This is a genomic window from Bacillus sp. RAR_M1_44, assembly GCF_020165935.1.
Taxonomy (GTDB): Bacteria; Bacillota; Bacilli; order Bacillales; family Bacillaceae; genus Bacillus; species Bacillus altitudinis.
The window spans coordinates 2,315,189-2,335,323 of sequence record NZ_JAIUKX010000001.1 but is presented as its reverse complement, the minus strand read 5'-3'; the positions used below and the strand labels follow the sequence as shown (position 1 = coordinate 2,335,323).

8 protein-coding genes and 1 riboswitch are annotated in these 20,135 nt (G+C 43.7%); of the genes, 1 reads left to right on the top strand and 7 read right to left on the bottom strand.

Going from position 1 to position 20,135, the window contains the following annotated elements; genetic code table 11:
* Positions 1-13: 13 nt before the first annotated feature.
* The 7 genes from LCD34_RS12330 to LCD34_RS12300 all read right to left on the bottom strand — a co-directional run bounded on the left by LCD34_RS12330 (position 14) and on the right by LCD34_RS12300 (position 19,230).
* The gene (locus LCD34_RS12330) at positions 14-10,729 is read right to left on the bottom strand and encodes a non-ribosomal peptide synthetase (protein ID WP_224559195.1); all 10,716 of its coding nucleotides are present in this window, start codon (positions 10,727-10,729) and stop codon (positions 14-16) included.
* Positions 10,730-10,876: 147 nt separating this feature from the next.
* A riboswitch (cyclic di-GMP riboswitch) is annotated at positions 10,877-10,970 on the bottom strand.
* 368 nt (positions 10,971-11,338) lie between these two features.
* Complete coding sequence (locus tag LCD34_RS12325) at positions 11,339-12,142, bottom strand: ABC transporter permease (RefSeq protein WP_007498221.1); 804 nt, start codon at positions 12,140-12,142, stop codon at positions 11,339-11,341.
* Complete coding sequence (locus tag LCD34_RS12320; protein WP_008347830.1) at positions 12,135-13,004, bottom strand: ABC transporter permease; 870 nt, start codon at positions 13,002-13,004, stop codon at positions 12,135-12,137. The genes LCD34_RS12325 and LCD34_RS12320 overlap by 8 nt, the downstream gene beginning before the upstream one ends.
* Positions 13,004-14,095, bottom strand: a complete 1,092-nt coding sequence (locus LCD34_RS12315) for an ABC transporter ATP-binding protein (RefSeq protein ID WP_224559193.1) — start codon at positions 14,093-14,095, stop codon at positions 13,004-13,006. Before LCD34_RS12315 ends, LCD34_RS12320 begins: the two co-directional genes overlap by 1 nt.
* Positions 14,096-14,103: 8 nt before the next feature.
* Complete coding sequence (locus tag LCD34_RS12310) at positions 14,104-15,189, bottom strand: PotD/PotF family extracellular solute-binding protein (protein WP_224559191.1); 1,086 nt, start codon at positions 15,187-15,189, stop codon at positions 14,104-14,106.
* On the bottom strand, positions 15,186-17,171 hold the full coding sequence (locus LCD34_RS12305) for a hydantoinase B/oxoprolinase family protein (RefSeq protein ID WP_224559190.1): 1,986 nt from the start codon (positions 17,169-17,171) through the stop codon (positions 15,186-15,188). The genes LCD34_RS12310 and LCD34_RS12305 overlap by 4 nt, the downstream gene beginning before the upstream one ends.
* Positions 17,161-19,230, bottom strand: coding sequence for a hydantoinase/oxoprolinase family protein (locus LCD34_RS12300; RefSeq protein ID WP_050826929.1), 2,070 nt, complete (start codon positions 19,228-19,230; stop codon positions 17,161-17,163). The genes LCD34_RS12305 and LCD34_RS12300 overlap by 11 nt, the downstream gene beginning before the upstream one ends.
* 366 nt (positions 19,231-19,596) lie before the next feature.
* On the opposite strand from LCD34_RS12300, the gene LCD34_RS12295 reads away from it, so the two are divergent.
* Positions 19,597-20,025, top strand: coding sequence for a NucA/NucB deoxyribonuclease domain-containing protein (locus LCD34_RS12295; protein WP_007498233.1), 429 nt, complete (start codon positions 19,597-19,599; stop codon positions 20,023-20,025).
* The last annotated feature ends 110 nt before the right edge of the window (positions 20,026-20,135 follow it).

Genomic DNA, 20,135 nt, shown 5'->3' with positions numbered 1-20,135 from the left:
CCTCTTCGTTTGCTTAAAATATATCCATTAGCTTTTCAAGTTCATCCATGGTCAGGTCATCGTCTCCTACATCACTAGGTGTAATTTGCGCTTCATCTTGTGATACACAATGTGAGATGAGTGCCTTCACGTTCTTTTCTAAAAGGTCCTTGAACTGCTCCATCGTTTGCTCTTCGAATTCAAGCTGGTGATATGAAATCGTCATATGGAACAAGCCCTGTTCTACGAAACCAACAATATCTAATGCATGAGGTTTCTCTGATTCTGGACTTAATGATTGACCTGCCTGCCAAGTGGATCGACTTAGTTCACCCCCGCCAATCTGTTCATCAAACTGACCAAGATAGTTAAAGCTGATATCTGGCGTGACATCAAATGCGAGACCGTCCTTCATTTTGTCAGGCGTTAAGTATTTTAAAACGCCATAGCCGATTCCCTTGTTCGGAATGTGTCTGAGCTCTTCTTTCAAAAGCTTGATTTGATACGAAAGATCCTCCGCATGCGACAAATCAAGTAGCACAGGATACATGCTCGTAAACCAGCCGATGGTCCGCGACACATTGACCGCCGGAAGGATGTCTTCCCTTCCATGTCCTTCAAGGTGAATAAAGTGTCTGTCTTCTCCTGTCCACTCTTTCAGGGTCAATCCTAAAGCGGTTAGCAAAATGTCATTGATTTCCGTATGGTACGCCTCATGTACTTCTGTCAGTAGACTGCGTGTTTCTTCCTCAGACAGCGTAAAGCGAATGGTTTTTGTATGCAGCATTCTTTGATCCTCTGTAACATGATCCTTTTGCAGAGGTGCAGTTAAATGCCCAAGTACCTTTTTCCAATAGTCCCTTTCTGCCAGCAGCTCATCTGACACTGCATATTCCGTCAACTTCTGGGCATATGCTTGGAATGAATGTGTTTTTTCAGGAAGGGTCAGCTCTTCCCCACGCTTCGCCTGCTCATAAAGAGCCATGAAGTCTTCAAGGAAAATACGCCATGACACACCATCAATGACAAGATGATGTACAACGAGCAATAAGTGATCTCCATGATCCGTACGGAAAATCGCAGGTTTGACTAATGGTCCCTCTGTTAAAGAAATACTCGCCTGCACTTCATTTGCCAGCTTTTCTACGTGCTCGATTTGCTGTGATCGTTCTCCTTGTACTTCTATCACGTCCACCGCTACATCGTTTTCGTCTACTCCACGATGACGCTGGATGATGCGTCCTTCTTCTATCGGATAAACCAATCGCAAAGCATCATGATGGGTCATCATCTGCTCGAGCACTTGCTTGACAAGCGCTTCATCCAAACCATTTGCCGCATGGAGCATAACGGACTGATTCCAATGATGCTGGCTGCTGAAGTTCCGTTCAAAGAACCAGCGCTGAATCGGTGTTAAAATGACCTCTCCTTCCACAGCTGACTGATCAGCTGTGAGAAGGTCCGCTTCTTCGATATATGGGCGAAGCTCCGCAATCGTTGGGTATTGGAAAAGCAGTTTCATATCGAGCTTCCAGCCTTCTTGCGTGAGTCTGCTTGCCATCTGGATGCCTTTAATCGAATCTCCGCCAAGGAAGAAGAAGTGGTCGTGAATACCAACTTGGCTGACGCCAAGTACATCTTCCCAAATGCCGCAAAGCAGTGCTTCCACTTCATCTCTTGGGGCTTCGTATGCTGTTTGATTCGCTTCCACATCAGGTGCTGGCAGTGCTTTGAGATCCACTTTGCCATTTGCCGTCATTGGCAGTTGGTCTAGCTTGATGATCCATGATGGCACCATATATTCAGGCAAGATGCGCTTTAAGCTTTCTTTCAGCGCAGCCGTTTCTGCATCTGTAATGACGTAAGCGACAAGAGCGTCTTGATCACTTGCGTCTTTGACCGTTGTCACGACGGCTTCTTTCACTTCATTTAGCGCAAGGAGCTGCGCTTCAATTTCTGATAGCTCAATACGGAATCCGCGGATGCTCACTTGATGGTCTTTTCTGCCGAGGTAGATCAGTTCGCCATCCTCTGTCCATTTCACCAAGTCACCTGTACGGTACATGCGCTCTCCTGGATAAAATGGATCTGGGACAAACCGTTTGTCCGTTTCCTCTGGGAGATTCCAGTAGCCTCTTGCCAGTCCTTTCCCCGCAATCACGAGCTCACCCGGTACGCCTTGCGGCGAGAGGTCATATAACGAACCCATAATGTAAAAACGAGTATTGGCAATCGCTGTTCCGATAGGAAGCGTGCCTTGATCTGGATCAATGATCCCGCTTGTCGCCACGACCGTATTTTCTGTTGGGCCGTAGTTATTGACGAGTTTGTATGGAACGGGCTTCACCTGTTTCAGCTTGTCCCCGCCTGTCAGTAAGTAACGGAGAGAATGATTGTCCATCGACATAAACTGCTCACATAGCTGTGTTGGCAGGAACGCAATGGTAATGCCTTCGTCATTGAAATACGTATTGAGCTTGATCATATCGAGGCGAATCGCTTCGTCGATGATATGGAGCTCTGCGCCGGCGATCCACGTCGGGAACATCTCCCAAATGGAGGCATCAAAGCCAAAGCCGGCATATTTGGCGGTTCGGTCTTGTTTCGTCACCTGGAAGGCATCATTGTGCCAGTAGGCGAGATTGACAAGGGACTGGTGCTCGACCATGACACCCTTCGGCTGTCCAGTCGTTCCAGATGTGTAAATCATATAAGCGAGATCCGTTGGCTTGATAGGAACCTGAATCTCGTGCGCTTCTCCTTCTACCGCCTCTTCTATGAAGAGGGTATGACCTGTGAAAGAAGGTGGTGCAGTGAGCTCTTTCTGAATCAGAAGGACCTCTGCCCCGCAGTCTTCCAGCATGTAGGCAATGCGCTGCGCTGGATAATCGGCATCAATCGGCACGAATGCCGCACCTGCCTTGAGCACACCGAGAACAGCGGCTGTCATCTCGAGCGATGGACGCGTGAGAATGCCGATGCGGTCTCCCGGTTTTGTGCCGTTTGAAATAAGTCTTGCGGCGACTGTATTCGCCCGGTTGTTCAGCTCTTCATACGTCCAGCTTGTGCCGCAGAAGGTAGCGGCTTTTTGATGAGATACTTCCTGCGACTTCGTCTCAATCAATGCATGAACCGTTTGATCTGTCGGGACATTTAGGATAGGTCCTGACCATTCATCAAGCAGTTTTTGCTGCTGCGCTGGTGATAATAATTGCATCTGATCTAATAATTGATCTGGTGCTGACACCATTTGTTCGATCAAGTAAAGGAAATACTCCTTCCACTTCTCAATCGACGACCGTTCAAAGATAGAAGAATTATAATCAAACACAAGCTCAATTTGATCGTCAGATTCGTTTCCAGTTAAGGTTAAGTCAAATTTGGCTATATTCTCATTGAATGATTGTGGAACAATGTGAAGTCCATCCATCGACAAGTCACGGATATCTGCATTTTCCATCGAGAACACCACATCAAAGATTGGATGGCGGCTTGTGTCGCGAACCGTTTGTACTTGGTCCACCAATTCTTCAAATGGGTAAAGTTGATGTTCATTTGCCGCTAACACAAGCTCATGAACTGTTGACGCAAATTGAGAAAATGTCTGGTGTCCTTCTGGTTTTGTTCTGAGTGCCAGCGTATTCACAAACATGCCGATGACTGATTGAATATCAGGATGGGTTCTGCCCACCACTGGAGAACCGATCATGATGTCTTCTTGTCTCGAAAGCTTGCTTAAAAGCGTACTGTAGCAAGCAAGTAGCACTGTATACGTTGTACTGTTGAGTGATCTAACCAGCTCATCCAATTGCGATTTAAGCGCACCGTCTATAGAGAATTCGACGCGGCCCCCTTCAAACGTCTGAACCTTTGGTCTCGGAAGATCCTCAGGCAGTGCCAAAACAGGCAGTTCTCCTTGTAATTGTTCCAACCAAAACACCGCTTCAGCCTCTTTTTTCGCAAGGGATTCTTCACTGTTTGACCAGACCGCATAGTCCTTATATTGAATAGGCAATTCATCAAGTTCGTCTCCTCGATACAAGATCGATAGCTCATCAATTAAAATACCGACAGACGCACCATCTGAAATGATGTGGTGCATATCAATCAACAGATAATGAACACTCTCCGATTCAGACACAAGCCCCACTCTAAGCAGCGGCGCTTTTTCTACATCAAATGGACGAATAAAATCATTCATTAATTGCTGAATGTCTCGGCCTTCCCCTTCGATGTTTTCAATGTTCACAGAAACATTCGTTTCAATTCGTTGAACAGGTTCACCCTGAACGAAGTCAAAACTCGTACGGAATGCTTCATGGCGATGAACAAGCTGGTCAATGGCTTTTTTAAATCGTTTTTCATCAAATACACCTTCAAGCTTTAAAGCAGCTGGCATATGATAGCTCTGCTCGGCATCTGTCATTTTTTGCAGAACAAATAATCTTTTCTGAGCAGATGTCACAGGATAAACAGCCGCTTCTTCCGCTTTTTCCACTCGTCTGATTTCAGTTCGATCTGTTTGATCCACCGCATGGGCAAACGCCTCTAAAGTGGGTGATTCAAATAATGTTTTCAACGTACATTCCACATGCATCTCTTCATAGAGCCTGTTCAGCATTTTCATGCCACGCAGTGAATGACCTCCGCATTCAAAGAAATGATCACGTCTGCCGATTTTCGGCACTTCAAGAACTTCCTCCCAAATGTGTGCCAATATACGCTCTGTATCTGATTGAGGAGGGACGTATTCATTTGAAGCCTGCTCACTTACATCAGGTACCGGTAATGCCCGTCTGTCTACCTTGCCATTCCCCGTTAGTGGCAATTCGTCTAATTGCATGAAGAAAGCTGGCATCATATAAACAGGGAGTTCTCGTCCTGCTTGCTCACGTAAATCCGACAGCGGAACAGCACCTTCTGCTGTGAAATATGCACACAATGTATCATTTGATATCGCAATGACAACGGCTTCCTTCACTTGCGGATGCTGCAATAGCTGGTGTTCAATTTCGCCAAGCTCGATACGCTGACCTCGAATCTTGACTTGATGATCGATTCGACCAATAAATTCAATATCTCCATTTGACAGCCATCGTGCGAGATCGCCCGTTTTGTACATGACTTCACCAGGTCGGAAAGGATTTTCAACAAACTTTTCGCTCGTTAGTTCTGGCTGTTGATAATACCCCTTGACCAGTCCGTCACCTGCGACACAAAGCTCTCCAGCTACTCCCGGCGGCTGCACATGTCCAAACTCATCGACAATATAAACAGCCGTTTGACTCACCGGCTTTCCGATCGGAATCGACAGTGCTTGTTCTTCAATGTGATTCACCGGATAATACGTTGTGAAAATTGTGCTTTCAGAAGGTCCATACATATGAATAAGTTTGTCTTCTCCAACCGTTTCAAGGGCTGCCACAACATGCGGCACAGAAGCACGTTCCCCGCCAAACAGCACTTTTCTGACGTTTTTCAGGCTGCCTTTTTTCATATCAATCAATAAGTGAAATAGAGCGGTCGTGATCATTAAAATACTGACTTTTTCCTTCTCAATCGCGCCAGAAAGCTCATTCATATTTAAAATGTGATCCTTTGGCAAAACAATGAGTTTCGCTCCGTTTAATAAAGCACCAAACACATCAAACATAAATGCATCAAATACATAGTTTGAAAGGCTCATCACCGTGTCTTCATGATGAATGGTGAGATAATTCGACTGCTTCACTGTTCTCAAAATGTTCCGGTGCGTCACCATGTTCCCTTTAGGTTTGCCTGTCGTACCAGATGTGTAGGTCAAATTCACCAAGTCCAAAGGCGAAACACATACAACTGGATTGCTCTCTGACTGCTGATCAACGGCTTGATCTTCTATTTCTATGATTTTCCCTTCAAATGCAGTAAGCACAGAACGATGACGCAGCACATGATGGGTCAGGACAAACTGTGCACCACTATCTGTCAAAAAGTGCTTGATACGTTCATCAGGGAAGTCAGGATCAATTGGCACATAGACACCGCCAGCCTTTAGCACAGCTAAAACGGACAGCACCATCTCATTAGAACGTTCAAAGAATAAAGCCGCTTTCATCCCTTTTTCAAAACCATGTTCGTGTAAATAATGAGCCAGCTGGTTCACTCTGCGATTCAGCTCTTGATAAGAAAGAACCTCATCCTTATATTGCAAAGCAGGCTGATGACCGTGCTGCTCTACTTGCGATTCAAATTGCGTCACAATGGTTTCTTCCACAGGATAAGGCGTAGGTAACGGGTTCCACATCTTCAATTGAGCCGCTGCCTCTTGTTCAGACAGTAAGCGGTATGATTGAATCGCTTGCTCCGGCACTTCAACCATCTGCTCCAGAAGATAAACATAATGCTTGAGCATCTGCTCGGCTGTACTTCGTTTAAATAACGCCGTACTGTAATCGAGAACAAAGGAAAGACCATGACTTGACTCCGTCGCTTGAAGTGTGAGATCAAACTTTGCAATATGGAAATTGGTTTCCTCGACTTCGACTTTCATCCCTCCAATATGCTGGGCTGTTGAATGATCTGGCGTTAGAGTAAAGACCGTATCAAATAATGGATGGCGGCTAAAATCTCTTTGCACATTTAGCTTTTCAAGCAGCAGCTCGAATGGATATTGCTGATGCTCAAACGCCCTCATCGTCTTTTCCTTTACTTGCTCAATCAACTGCGTCATTGAACCGTTCGGATCTACCTCTGAACGTAAAGCAAGTGTTTGGACAAACATGCCGATCATGTCATTCAAATCTGCATGCACCCGGCCTGCTGTCGGTGTCCCCACAACAAACTCCTTTTGACCTGTGTATTTCGCAAGCAATGTATAGTAAGCAGAAAGCAACACGGTATACAGCGTCGTATGATGATTCGCTGCAAGCTCCTGCAAACGGCCTGTTAACGTCTCATCTATGTTTCTGAGAACGCGGTCTCCAGTGAAAGACTGGACAGCCGGACGCTGATAATCAGTTAGCAGCTGCAAAGCAGGGATATCTCCTGAAAATTCTTTCAGCCAGAATGCTTCATCTATTTGACCGCCTTGCTCTGCCTGTTGTTCTTGCCAAACAGCATAATCTTGATATTGAAGCTTCAATGGCGCTTTCACTAATCCCTCATATGCGTCAGACAGCTCACGCAGCATCAAATCAATTGAAAGACCATCTGAAATCAGATGATGCATATCGAAATAGAGAAGATGCTCCTGATCATGTAAAGACTGTAGCCCAACACGCAAAAGCGGAGCCTGCTCAAGATGAAAAGGTCTGACAAATTGACGCATGTTCTCTTCCATCGTGCTGCCTGTCACCTGTTCTATTTGAAATGGGACGGATGAAGCTACCCGCTGACGAGGGACTCCTTTGACTGTATGAAAAGAAGTTCGCAGCATATCATGACGTGCGATCAGTTTTTCAAAAGCTCCCTCCAACTTCTCTCGTTGCAGCGTTCCTCTTAATTTCACAACGGCAGGCATATGATAGGCGATGCTCTGCTCCAGCTGAGTCACCATATAAACACGCTGCTGCGCTGGTGACAGTGGATAATCGGCGGCAGTCGGTGCTTTCGGTATGACCACTTGTGAAGACTTTTCCGCTTGTTCAATATAAACAGCAAGTGCTGAAATCGTTTGCTGTTCAAATAAAACAGATAAAGGGACCTCCACTTGAAAAGCCCGCTGAACGAGTGTAAGAACTTTCATCGCTTTGAGTGAATGCCCGCCTAGGTCAAAGAATGAGTCGTACACACCTATGTTCTCTTGATGAAGAACGTCTTCCCACAAACGAACAAGCTTCGTTTCTACATCGTTTCTAGGCGCTACATAAACAGCACTGACAGCCTTGTCTCCCTTTAATGCAGCAAGCGCACGCCGGTCGACTTTCCCACTCACTGTCAGTGGAAATGCCTCAAGCTGCTTGAAATAAAGCGGCATCATATAAGCTGGCAGCTGATGTTTGATAGCGGCTTGCAGGGTGTCCACGGAAAGAAATTCTTGTCGTGCTTGATAGTAAGCACTTAAAGCCTTTCCACCGTCCGGTTCATCCACGACAAGGACAACAGCCTGATCGACTCCGTCTACCTGCTCCATGACCGCCTCAATTTCACCTGTTTCGATGCGGTAACCTCTTATTTTTACTTGGTCATCTATTCTTCCAAGGTAATCAATTGTGCCGTCTGGAAGCCATCTCACTACATCACCTGTGCGATACATCCGGTCTTCAGGAAAAAATGGATCTGGTCTGAATGCCTTCTCCGTCAATTCAGGCTGATTCACATAGCCCCGTCCAACTCCTATTCCCGCAATGCATAGTTCTCCCACAGCTCCCTGCACCTGTAGTTGTTCATGTTCATTTAAAATATAAATCCGGTGATGGCCCAGTGGCTTTCCAATTGACACATAGCGCTGTTCTGGTGACTTCTGCAGCTCACTGAGATCTAGACGGTGAACCGCCGCATCCACACACGTTTCTGTCGGACCATACACATTCCACAAGGCAAAATCCGGCTGGCTGACACGCACAGCTTCAATCAGCGCCTGCGCTGCTTTCGCAGGGAGTGCTTCTCCCCCAATCAGCATATGAGTCAGTGCAAGCCCATCCAAATCAGCTGCAAGTAAAAGCTGCACATGTGCTGGCGTTCCATCTGTTGCCTTAATTTGATGTTCTTTGTAATAAGCCGCTAGCTGTACACCGTTTCGTGTCGTTTCTCTTGGCACAATATGAAGCGTATGTCCAAATAAAAGAGCAGCAAAGATTTGTTTAACAGATGCATCGAAATGGAATGGTGCAAGAAGTGCCACTTGAAGCTGATTTGCCCCCTCATACACTTCGTGATGCAGGGCATGAACCAAATGATGCAGCTGAAGATGCTCGATCATCACTCCCTTCGGCTTTCCAGTCGTACCCGATGTATAAATGAGATAAGCCAAATCCTGTGATGTCGTCTGATCGATCAGCTCAGGCAGCGGACGATCTTCTAATTCCATATGCTGCTGGACAATCATTTTTTCCGCAATGGATGAATATCGCTGAACAAACGATTCTTCTGTTAAAACGAGAGAAGCACCAGAATCTTCTACAATAAATTGAATGCGTTCCTCAGGTAATGCCGGATCGATCGGTACATATGCACCGCCAGCTTTTAATATCCCAAAAATGGCAACCATCGCATCTGCCGTCCGTTCCATTAAAACGGCAACTGGTACATCACGCGAGACACCTTTCATCTGTAAAAATCGTGCCAGTTTGTCCGCTTTTTGATACAGCTCTCCATAAGTGAACGTTCCATTTTCCGCAACCACAGCTGCCCGTTCTGAATACGTTTTAGCTGCCTCATCAAATAAGTGGTGAACTGGTTTCGCTCCTGGTAAATCAAATGCTTCTCCCTTAGATAATTGAAGCAGTTGCTTTTGTTCATCTGCTGGCAGTAAAGAGAGAGCCCCAATCAGCTGATCTGGCTGAGAGACCGCCGCCTCCAGCAAAATGATCAATCGATCAAACAGCTTACTCATATCGTCTTCACTAAATAGGTCTGTACGGTAATCCAAATCAATGGTCAATGTATCTGTATCCCAGCGGTCTTTCACATGAATCGATATATCATTCATTCCGCTTCCACTAAAAATCGGCTCCGTAATGAACGAAAGATTCTCTTTTTTCTGCCACTGCATGACCTGATACTCTAAAGAAATATCAAACAGGCGTCCTGTAAATCCATCTCTTTCCCTTAAATCATTCATGAGCACATTGTAAGGATATTTTTGATGACGCAAGATCTTCATCTGATCCGCCATGACTTGCTTCACGAAATCAAGAAATGTGAGGGATCCTTGCACAGATGCGCGCATCGGAATGGTCGACACAAACATCCCAATCATCTTTTTTTCCTTTGCATTTGTCCGATTGCCCATAAAAGTGCCAAGGACCACATCCTCCATGCCGCTAAATCGGTGCAAGTAAATATAGACAGCGGACATAAACATAGATAGCATACTGACTTTCTCTTCTTCACAAAAGACTCGAAGCTTCTCCTTTAAAGAATCAGGAATATCCCCTGAAAATCTCTCCGCATGTAAGCTCATCTCGTAACCTTTATGCGGTGTTAAAGAAGCGAAATCTGGAATATTGGCAAATTGCTCGTTCCAAAAAGCTTGGTCTTTCTGAAAACGTTTAGAAGATTCATACGTTTGCTCACTCATGATGTGATCAACGAAGGAAATGTCTTCAATTGGAGAGATGTCTGTCCCCTGCAGCATGTCATGGTATAGATCAATGATTCGGTTTCCCATCAAGATAATTGAAATACCATCAGCCACAATATGATGTGCTTTACAGAACAGCCAGCACTCTTGATCACTGATTTGAAAGACCGTAAATTCAATTAAGGAACGATCAATCAGTTCCATCGGCTCACGAATCTCCTCGTTCGCCCACGCCCTGACTTCCTTTTCACTCCAGCCTTTCACCAAACGAATCGGCTGTTTTTCATATGGCTTGATATATTGAACGGGCTCCTCCTGCTCATGTTGATACACCAGCCTTAAACGAAGAGAATCAGTTTCACGAATGTACGCTTGAAGCACATCAACGATCAAAGAAGGATTTAGACCTGATACCGATCTTAACTTGGCAAACCCACCCAAATTAGAAATACTTGTGCCTGGATAAAATCTTTCCGTGTAGAATACTCGCTTTTGCGCATGTGTTAAGGGGTAATAAACTGTACTCATTCTTATCCTCCGCTCTTCTATGTTTTCTCCACCAAATGTGATACCCTGCACCCTCTATATCAAAAGAACCAAGTCTATTTCATTAAAATAGACGGAATAACAGAAAAGGAGCCCACCCCGAATAAAACGGAGGGACTCCCATTTTGATTCGGTAACCTGCCGACCATAGCAAAAAAGGAAACTTTTACCTTAGGACATGGCTTTGCGTCTCTATGTTTCCATAGATTTGCCTTTTTCTTCTTTTCTTTTAGATATTTTCTATTTACGTCCACTTTATATGAAATTATTGTTTTTTTCACCGAAAAATGGGTGTAAAGATTCATGCGTTATGCCGAAGGGATCACATCATAATTTACGATATTTACCGAAAATAACTAATAATAGTTGCGTTCCACCGAAAATAAATGACCAATTACCGCAAAAATTTCATGTTTTTCCTTAAATTTTTCAAATATGACCGAAAATGTAGGAGAGAGGTCTCCTATCACGCCTCGCATTTTCTTAAACCTTAAGAACTATATTCCATAAAACTTTGAATATTTTTACCATAAAAAACAATACAAAAAGAGCTGTCATTTCAAATGACAGCTCCTTGTTTCTTCATTATATTTACATCACCTTAGACAGACCAATCGTTTTCTCAATAATGAGCAACGCAATGATAGAAATGATAATAAATATGACAGATATCGCATTGACACTCGGATCAAAAGTTTGCTCAATGTAATTAAACGTCCTCACGGGAATCGTAATGGTTTGAGGTGAAGAAACGAACAAACTAATCGAGATTTCACCAAATGATGTCACAGCAGAAAACACTCCACCTGCGATAATGCCAGGCTTGATCAAGGGCAGTGTCACACGAAAGAAAGTACGTATGGGCCCTGCACCAAGATTCATGGAAGCTAGCTCAAGACGTGGATCAAGATTTGAAACACTGACACCCACGGTTCGTACCACATAAGGAAAACCAATGATGACATGCCCAATGACTAATGCCCACAAAGACCCTGTAAACCCCATAGCCGTAAACAAATACAGCATCGCAATCCCTAACACCACCTGAGGAATCATAAGAGGTGACAAAATAAAGGCTTGAACAGCTTCCTTTCCCTTAAAGGAAAGCCTTGCTAAAGCATAAGAAGCCATCGTTCCTAAAAGAACAGTAAGCGGCGTCACAATCAATAACAGAATCACGCTGATACGCAAAGATTCCATCCATTCTGGATTCGACACGACCTCATGAAACCAGCGAACAGAAAACGAAGTCGGCGGGAATTCAGGAAAAGCATTCGGACTAAAAGCAGAAAGAACAATGACAAGAACAGGTACGGTTAAAAAGAGATAAACGAGTGAGCCTGCGGTCCATATCAGAACCGAAAGCAAACGGTCACCTATTGATTTTTTACGCATGCATCCTCGCCTCCCAACGCTTCAATAAATAGCTTAATAGACTGACGACCGCTAGCACACAAATCAATAAAGTAAAGGACATCGCAGCGGCAAGAGGCAAATTATACACCTGCATGACCTGCTGATAAATGGACAGTGGCAAGAGCGGTTGCATCCGTCCGCCGACTAGCAAAGGAGTAATATAGCTTCCTGCTGCAAGTGAGAAGACAATAATTGCTCCGGTGATCATGCCTGGAATCGTAAGCGGCAAGGTCACATGAAAAAATGTCCGAATACGACCAGCACCAAGACTCATAGAAGCCGGTCTTAAGTGACGGTCCATATCAGTTAAGCTCGTTGCAATAGGCAGCACTGCAAAAGGCAGCATCACTTGAACATAAGCAATAATGACCGCATTCATATTCCACAGCATCGATAACGGTTTCTCAATCAGATGTAAATCGATCAGCATGCCATTGATCAAGCCATTTTGCGAAAGAAGAACGATCCATGCAAATGTCCGAATGACGACACTCGTCAAAAGCGGCGATACAAGTAAGATATAGAAAAAAGCCCGCAATCTTGGGTGAGGTGCTTTCACTAGCACATAAGCTGCTGGATATGCCATCAATAAACAAATCACCGTTGTCTGTAAGGCCACCCACACAGTACTTCCAATTGCTTTCACATATGCATCTGTCGTAAATACATGTAAATATTGAGACAAACTATAGGATTGTAACGTATTCATCATCGAATCCACATCACGAAAACTGAGGACAAACATCATCACAAGCGGAGCAAGAAGGAATACAACTAGAAACAAACAAGCTGGCAGCAGCATAAACCAATGAAAGCGCTGATTCTTTTTTTTGATTCGCATCACGCATGCACCTTCGAATCTAAGAACACAATATCTTCAGGCTGCCAATGAATATGCACAGTTTCTCCAACTTGAGGCAGCTCGGGAAATGCTGCGTCTGATGCATGGACAATGATTTCACCTTGATTAAGCCCAACGACCAAACGTAAAGAGTGCCCAATATAACTGACATCTGCCAACACGCCTGTGACATGATTTGGCTGAACTTCCTCCCCGACAGAAGATAACTTGATTCTCTCAGGACGCAGCATGAGTAAATGCTTCTCGCTCTTCTCTTTAAATGCGGCAACTTTTAGCTGAATTTGCTTCCCGTTTGATTGAATGAAATGTGGAACAGTGTATGTGGAAGTAACTTCATCATATTCCGCTTCAAATAGATTGACCTGTCCGATAAATTCAGCAACAAAACGATTATTTGGCTGACGATATACTTCTAAAGGTGTCCCAATCTGCTGAATTTTCCCCTCACCTAATATCCCAATTCGGTCGGAAAGACTTAAGGCTTCCTCCTGATCATGCGTCACAAGAATAGTCGTAATCCCGACATTCCGTTGAATATTTCGCAGCTCCGTCTGCATATTTTTTCTTAGTTTTGCATCTAAGTTACTGAGTGGTTCATCCAGAAGAAGAACGGCAGGCTGGATGGCAAGTGCCCGTGCAATGGCGACCCGTTGCTGCTGACCTCCACTTAATTGGTGCGGCATACGTTTGGCAAATGACTCTAATTGAACAAGAGACAAACTCTCCATCACCTTTTGCTTGATTTCCGCCTTCTTTTTCTTTTGAACCTTCAACCCATATGCAACATTATCAAATACGGTGAGATGTGGGAAAAGTGCATAGCTTTGAAAGACCATCCCCGTTTTTCTTTGATAAGGAGGTAAAGTCGTCACATCCTGATCACCAATATAGACGACTCCTTTTGTCGGTTCTAAAAAACCACCAATGATATTGAGTAAAGTTGATTTTCCGCAGCCACTAGGGCCAAGAAGGGAGAAAAACTCTCCCTCTTTTACCGTAAGACTGACATCATCAAGAGCAATCTGCTCGCCAAAATGCTGGCTGATATGTTCTAAATTGATTCCACTCATGCGATCACCTATTTTCCTCCGCCTAGTACTTCATTCCATCGATTTGTCCATTGACCGAGCTCTGAAGTCGCTGTTTCGTAATCTACCCAAGTCAGCTTGCTATAATAATTTTCGCCAACCTTCACTTTTCCCTTAATTTTGTCTCCGTATTTCACATCAGAATTCGACATGCCATAGTAAGATTTTTCTGAGAAGGCTTCTTGAGCTTCTTTCCCGCTAAGGTAGTTTAATAGCTTATAAGCCGCTTCCTCATGCTGACTTCCCTTTGTTAGCGCCCAGCTCGCAACTGCTGCCACAGCGCCTTCTTTCGGATATGAGAATCCAATATCCATCCCTTCTTCTTCAAGTGCAAATGCTCGGCCATCCCAATATGGAACTGCCGTCACGTCACCACGTTCTAACAGCGTTTGAATAGACCCTGGGTTATCAGGAAAAGCAGCTACACGCCCTTTTAATTGTGCGAGGCTTTTAAATGCTTTATCAATATCCTTAGGATTTGATTCTGTCCCTCCTTGAGCATGGACAAGTGCAGAGAAAAATTGTAAGCCCGCTGAATAAGTTGGGGAAGAAATCGCCACTTTCCCTTTCAGCTGATCGCTCCATAAATCTGTCCAGCTGTTTGGCTCCTGTTTGACAAGATCTTTTCTATAAGCAATTCCAAGCTGTCCCATACTAAAGCCTGCTGCATATTGTTTTCCATCAACAGTGAGTTTCTTTTGAACAGAACGATATAGCTTTTTCACATTCGGTGCTTGATCTTCATCAATAGGCGCAAGAACGTTTGCCGCAATACCTCTTTGAATCGTATCAGGCTGTAAAATAAGCAAATCATACGGTGGATTTTTACCATTAGATGCTTTTAATTTTGTAAACCATTCAGAATCTGCCCCAGAGACCGTTTGTACTTTAATGCCTGTATCCTTTTCAAACTTTTCGAGGATTGGCTTAATATTCTTTTCCCAATCCCCTCCGTAGACACCAACGATCACAGTCTGCTGCTGTTTACTTTGATCCTGCCCATTTCCTCCGCATGCAGACAGCAGTAACATGATGGATAGGACACCTGCAAATATGGTCATTAATCTTCTTTTCATAATTCGTTTCCCCCTTTTTGTTGATTCAACTGATGAAGTGCTTGAATAATATCCATCTTTGTTAACGGTTCCTGTCTATGACTAAAATGAGAATGAACCGCATGTTTATAGTGCGTACGCTCATTTGCTGGGTATGAACGAAGCTGCACAGCAAGCTCACTGCTGGCTTCGTCCGTCCACACTTTCTCATAAGCTGCTCTTTGTTTTCCAAAATCCCAAGCGACAGCATCAGCATTATTCATCTTTTCACGAAGCCTGCTCGTCTGTTCGTCATCAATTTTCCATTCGTTATGATCTCGATAGACTTTGACGCCATATTGCTGAAGTGCTCTTTCTTCACTTAATAGCCCTGCTTCCACTTCATGAAGGACTTTTTCTTTCGTTCTAGAAAATGGATTCCCCCATCCTCCCCCACTTGGTGAAACCAATTGAACAATATCGCCTTTTTCAAGACGCATGACATCAATTTTCGGCTGGTTTTTTGTCTCCCCATTTGGTTTGGTCAATTTCACCTCACCAATTGCTCCTGCACGTCCGCCCATTAACCCCCAAGGTTGAAACTTCATTCGTTCCATTCCTCGTGCCGTCACCATCGATTCTGGCTTGATTATTTCAAATTCCAAGCCAATCGCATGTCCCCCTCTATGTTCCCCTGCTCCACCTGTGTTCGGCAGCAGTTCATATCGGTGTACATGAATATCAATATGCTGTTCCAAGCTCTCGATAGGTGTATTTTTTAAAAAGCCTGACGAATGATCAATTCCATCGACTCCATCAGTCCCTTTTTGAGCACCGCCGCCTCCGCCTAACGGTTCGACCACAGACATTTTTCTGCCTCCTGTTTGATCATCAGGAACAGAGAGAACGACGATAGCGGATTGACCTGCACCTGCCGCCGGCACTGCTTCAGGCAACAGCTTACCAATAGCACCTAGCACGACATTATACAGTCTCATTGTAATGGAATGCCGAATACCGACAGAAGCCGGATATTCTGGATGGACAAGCGTTCCTTTAGGTGAAATCACGTCTATCGGATACGTAATCCCACCATTAATCGGAATAAAAGGATCTTTACTAATAATGTAATTGATCAATCCTTGATATAAGAAGGAGTGCTTTTGACCATTGGTGACAAGATTAAAAGCTGTCTTAACTTGCGGGTCACACTCAGAGAAGTCCAGTGTCAGCTGTTTCCCTTTGACCGTCAGCTTTATCTTTAATCGGATCGGCACGTCCGAAATCATATCATCATCCAAGTAATCAGCGAATTCACTCGTTCCATCAGGGATGGCTTCAATGACTTTTCCTGCGCGATCCTCTGCTTGCTTCAGCAGATCAATCATTCCTTGCTTCACTTCGTTTTTTCCAAATTTCTCGATCATTTCTTTTAGTCTGATTTCTGCTGTATTAACAGCGGCAATCATCGCATTAATATCGCCATCATTTAAATGACTCGCTCGGCTATTAGCTCTTAAAAAGGTACGAACAACCTGATTCTCTTTTCCACCTTCATAGATTTTCACTGGCGGAATTCTTAATCCTTCCTGATGAACATCTGTTGCAGTTGGAGAAATGCTTGAAGGGACAAGACCTCCCACATCACTTACATGAACAAAAGACCAGGCATAACTGACAATTTCATCTTCTATAAAAATAGGTTTGATGATATGAACATCTGGCAAATGAGTCGCTAAACCGTCTGTCGTATAAGGATCATTTGTGATGATAATGTCACCCGGCTGCATCGGTCCGCTTTCTTCAATCGCTTTTTTGAGACTCAGCCCTAAAAAGATCGTGACACCGACTGTTTTTGGGTAAACAAAGAAATCTCCAGAAGGCGCGGCTAATGCTGTGGCAAAATCCGCCGATTCTTTTACGAATGTTGTAAAGGATGTCCGCTCAATGACATGTCCCATGCCTGATGCAATCGCATTAAAATAACTCCTCATCATCTCAAGCTTTGCTGGATCAGTTCCCATGTAAAGCCGCCTCCCTTGAAATCACCAAGTTTCCTGAATGGTCTATGCTGCCTGCCCATTTTGGCAAAATCAATGTTGTCGTATCATCTTGCTCAATGATGGCAGGTCCTTTCACAACAGCACCTAATGACAAATTACTCCGATTGTAAACAGATGCTTCGTACTCTTTTTCTTCTATAAAGATTCGTCTGTATGATTGTGGTATTAAAGGCTGTCCGCTGCTTTCATCAACAGGAGAGAAAGGCAGTGGAGGTGTTTCACCTATAACCCGAACTCGCAAATGAGTAAATTCAATGTTCGCCTGATCATCTCTATGGCCATATTGACGCTCATGCAGGTTGTGGAAAGCTTCAATCAGGTGATAGACGTCTTGTTCCTGCTTTAGCCAATCCACCGATAATGGCAATTCAATCTCAAATGCCTGCCCTTGATAGCGGGCATCTGCTAATAACAAAATGGACGTTTGTTTGATATGTTGAATGTTTTGCTGGCTGAACCAATCCGTTGCTTTGCGTGAAAGCATTTCATAATCTTGTTTTAATTCGTCCATCGTATAGTCTTGTAAGCAGATTTTCTTAGACAACACAGCATCATGGATAAAATCGGCTGTAAGTGCACCTAGCGCACATAATGTTCCTGGACTTGGAGGGACGACCACATTTTTCGCATGAATTTCTCTCGCAAGGAAATTCGCGACAACAGGTCCTGCCCCGCCAAATGCCAACAAACTAAAATCTCTAGGATCAAACCCTTGCTGCTCCATGACATTGCTTAGTTCTGTGTACATATTGGCAACAGCCACTTGAATCAACTGGTCAGCCGCCTGTTCGACCGTTTTATGAAGCTGATCAGCAATTGGCTGAAAGGCTATTTCCGCTGCAGACCGCTGCAATTGTAAATGTCCTCCGGCAAACCGTTCTTGATTGAGGTAACCGCATATGAGAAATGCATCGGTTAAAGCAGCTTTTTTTCCCCTTCCATACGAAGCAGGTCCAGGCTGCGAGCCAACTGATTCCGGTCCTGCTTTAAGAAGCCCGCCTTGATCAAGCCATGCAACAGAACCTCCGCCAGCCCCTATCGAATACATTGCAACAGATGGAAGAATGATCGGAAATCCTGAAAGCTGATTCGATTGAGCCATTGTAGGCTGCCCATTTTGAATGATCGAGATATCTGCACTTGTGCCACCAACATCAAACGTAATTAAATTGGGTTCATTTGCAGAAGTTGCAATTCTTGCTGCACCAATTACACCAGCTGCCGGGCCAGAAAAAAGTGTTTTAACGGGTGAAGTAGCTGCACTTTCTGCATCCATTAAACCACCATTTGATTGGGTAATGTATGGAGAAATTGGTACACCTTCTTCTTTCAAGCGGCTTTTCAATGTTTGTAAATATTGTTTGACCTTTGGTTGAATGTACAAATTGACAACAGACATCACTGTCCGCTCATATTCCCTCATTTGTGGCCATAATTCAGAAGACGTCAGGACTTCTAATTGTGGGTAATGGTGATGAATATAGGCTTTAGCTTGTAATTCATGAACTGGATTCTGATAACTATGTAAAAAAGAAATGACAATGCCTGCTAGTTTTTTAGACATGACCTGCTGGACAGCATCATCTAATTGCTGCAGTTGGAGAGGTTTTTTGATCGAACCATCGTGTATGAGCCTTTCAGAGATTGGATATACATGTTTTCGTGGTATCAATGGTTCTGGCAATTGAGAATTGAAGTCATAAGGAATGGGTAGACGTAAACGCTGTAATGACAAAATGTCTTGAAAACCTTCCGTTACAAAAAGGGCTAAATCTGCTCCCTTTCTCTGCAATAATGTATTAAGACCGATTGTCATCCCGTGTACGAGATATTGTATTTTGGATAAATCGACACCTCTTTCTTTTAGAAGTTTCAGCCCATTGATAATTCCTTGAGCTGGGTCATCTGTCACTGTAGGTGTCTTGAGTTCAGTCAGCTCCCCTGTCGCTTCATTCATCAGCGATAAATCAGTAAATGTTCCACCTATGTCTATTCCGAGCCGATAAGAGACATCCGCCATTTGTACTTCCCTCCTGCAATGTAATTGGAATCATATTTTGATAAATTACGACATTTTTTGATATTTGACTCCATATTATTAAAGCATATCGGTCTAGTCAATTTTATTTTTTTGAAATTTCTGTGTGTTAAAATCTTGAAATTAGCCTAAAAACCAATCATAAAGCCATTTTGCATCAGCATATATGTTTTTTGAGCAGCAAAATTAAATTTTTATGAGTTTGTACAACGAGGAAAAGAGCATAAACAGGTAAAAAACGTTTTTCGAACTTTAAAAGACGTTTTTTCAAAACGAGGAGAAATTGGTAAGTAATTCTGCTATACTTCTGTTTACAAAATACGCTAAAGAGAAAGAGAGCTAGCATCTATGAAACTTCTTAAAACCATTCTCTTGCTTTTATTGATTGTCATTGGTATAGCGACAGGCTATGTCCAACTAGGGCAACATAAACAAGAGACGACAAACTCTTCTTATGACAAAACCATTCACTTTCCATCAGATCGATATCCAGAAACCGCGAAGCACATAGAAGAAGCTATTGACGAAGGTCATTCTTCCATTTGCACCATTGATCGAAAAAATAGTGATGAGCAAAGAGACAAATCACTTCATGGCATTCCAACAAAGCGTGGTTATGATCGTGATGAATGGCCAATGGCGATGTGTAAAGAAGGTGGAGCAGGGGCTTCTGTCAAATATGTACGTCCTTCGGATAATAGGGGGGCAGGCTCTTGGGTAAGTCATCAATTATCAGATGATCCTGATGGCACAAGAATCCAATTTATTATCGAGTAGCACTATCTTTCCTTTTTTCATAACAAAAATTTCTGTGTAAGTGCATTCACGTATATCAAACATTTTTTTCATGCCGATAATCTTTAAGGAGGGATACCCTACCTTATACC

Excerpts from the sequence above, each read along its gene's own strand:
- LCD34_RS12295 (WP_007498233.1), top strand. The coding sequence starts at position 19,597 with ATGAAACTTCTTAAAACCATTCTCTTGCTTTTATTGATTGTCATTGGT.
- LCD34_RS12330 (WP_224559195.1), bottom strand. The coding sequence starts at position 10,729 with ATGAGTACAGTTTATTACCCCTTAACACATGCGCAAAAGCGAGTATTC.
- LCD34_RS12300 (WP_050826929.1), bottom strand. The coding sequence starts at position 19,230 with ATGGCGGATGTCTCTTATCGGCTCGGAATAGACATAGGTGGAACATTT.
- LCD34_RS12320 (WP_008347830.1), bottom strand. The coding sequence starts at position 13,004 with ATGCGAATCAAAAAAAAGAATCAGCGCTTTCATTGGTTTATGCTGCTG.
- LCD34_RS12310 (WP_224559191.1), bottom strand. The coding sequence starts at position 15,189 with ATGAAAAGAAGATTAATGACCATATTTGCAGGTGTCCTATCCATCATG.
- LCD34_RS12325 (WP_007498221.1), bottom strand. The coding sequence starts at position 12,142 with ATGCGTAAAAAATCAATAGGTGACCGTTTGCTTTCGGTTCTGATATGG.
- LCD34_RS12305 (WP_224559190.1), bottom strand. The coding sequence starts at position 17,171 with ATGGGAACTGATCCAGCAAAGCTTGAGATGATGAGGAGTTATTTTAAT.
- LCD34_RS12315 (WP_224559193.1), bottom strand. The coding sequence starts at position 14,095 with ATGAGTGGAATCAATTTAGAACATATCAGCCAGCATTTTGGCGAGCAG.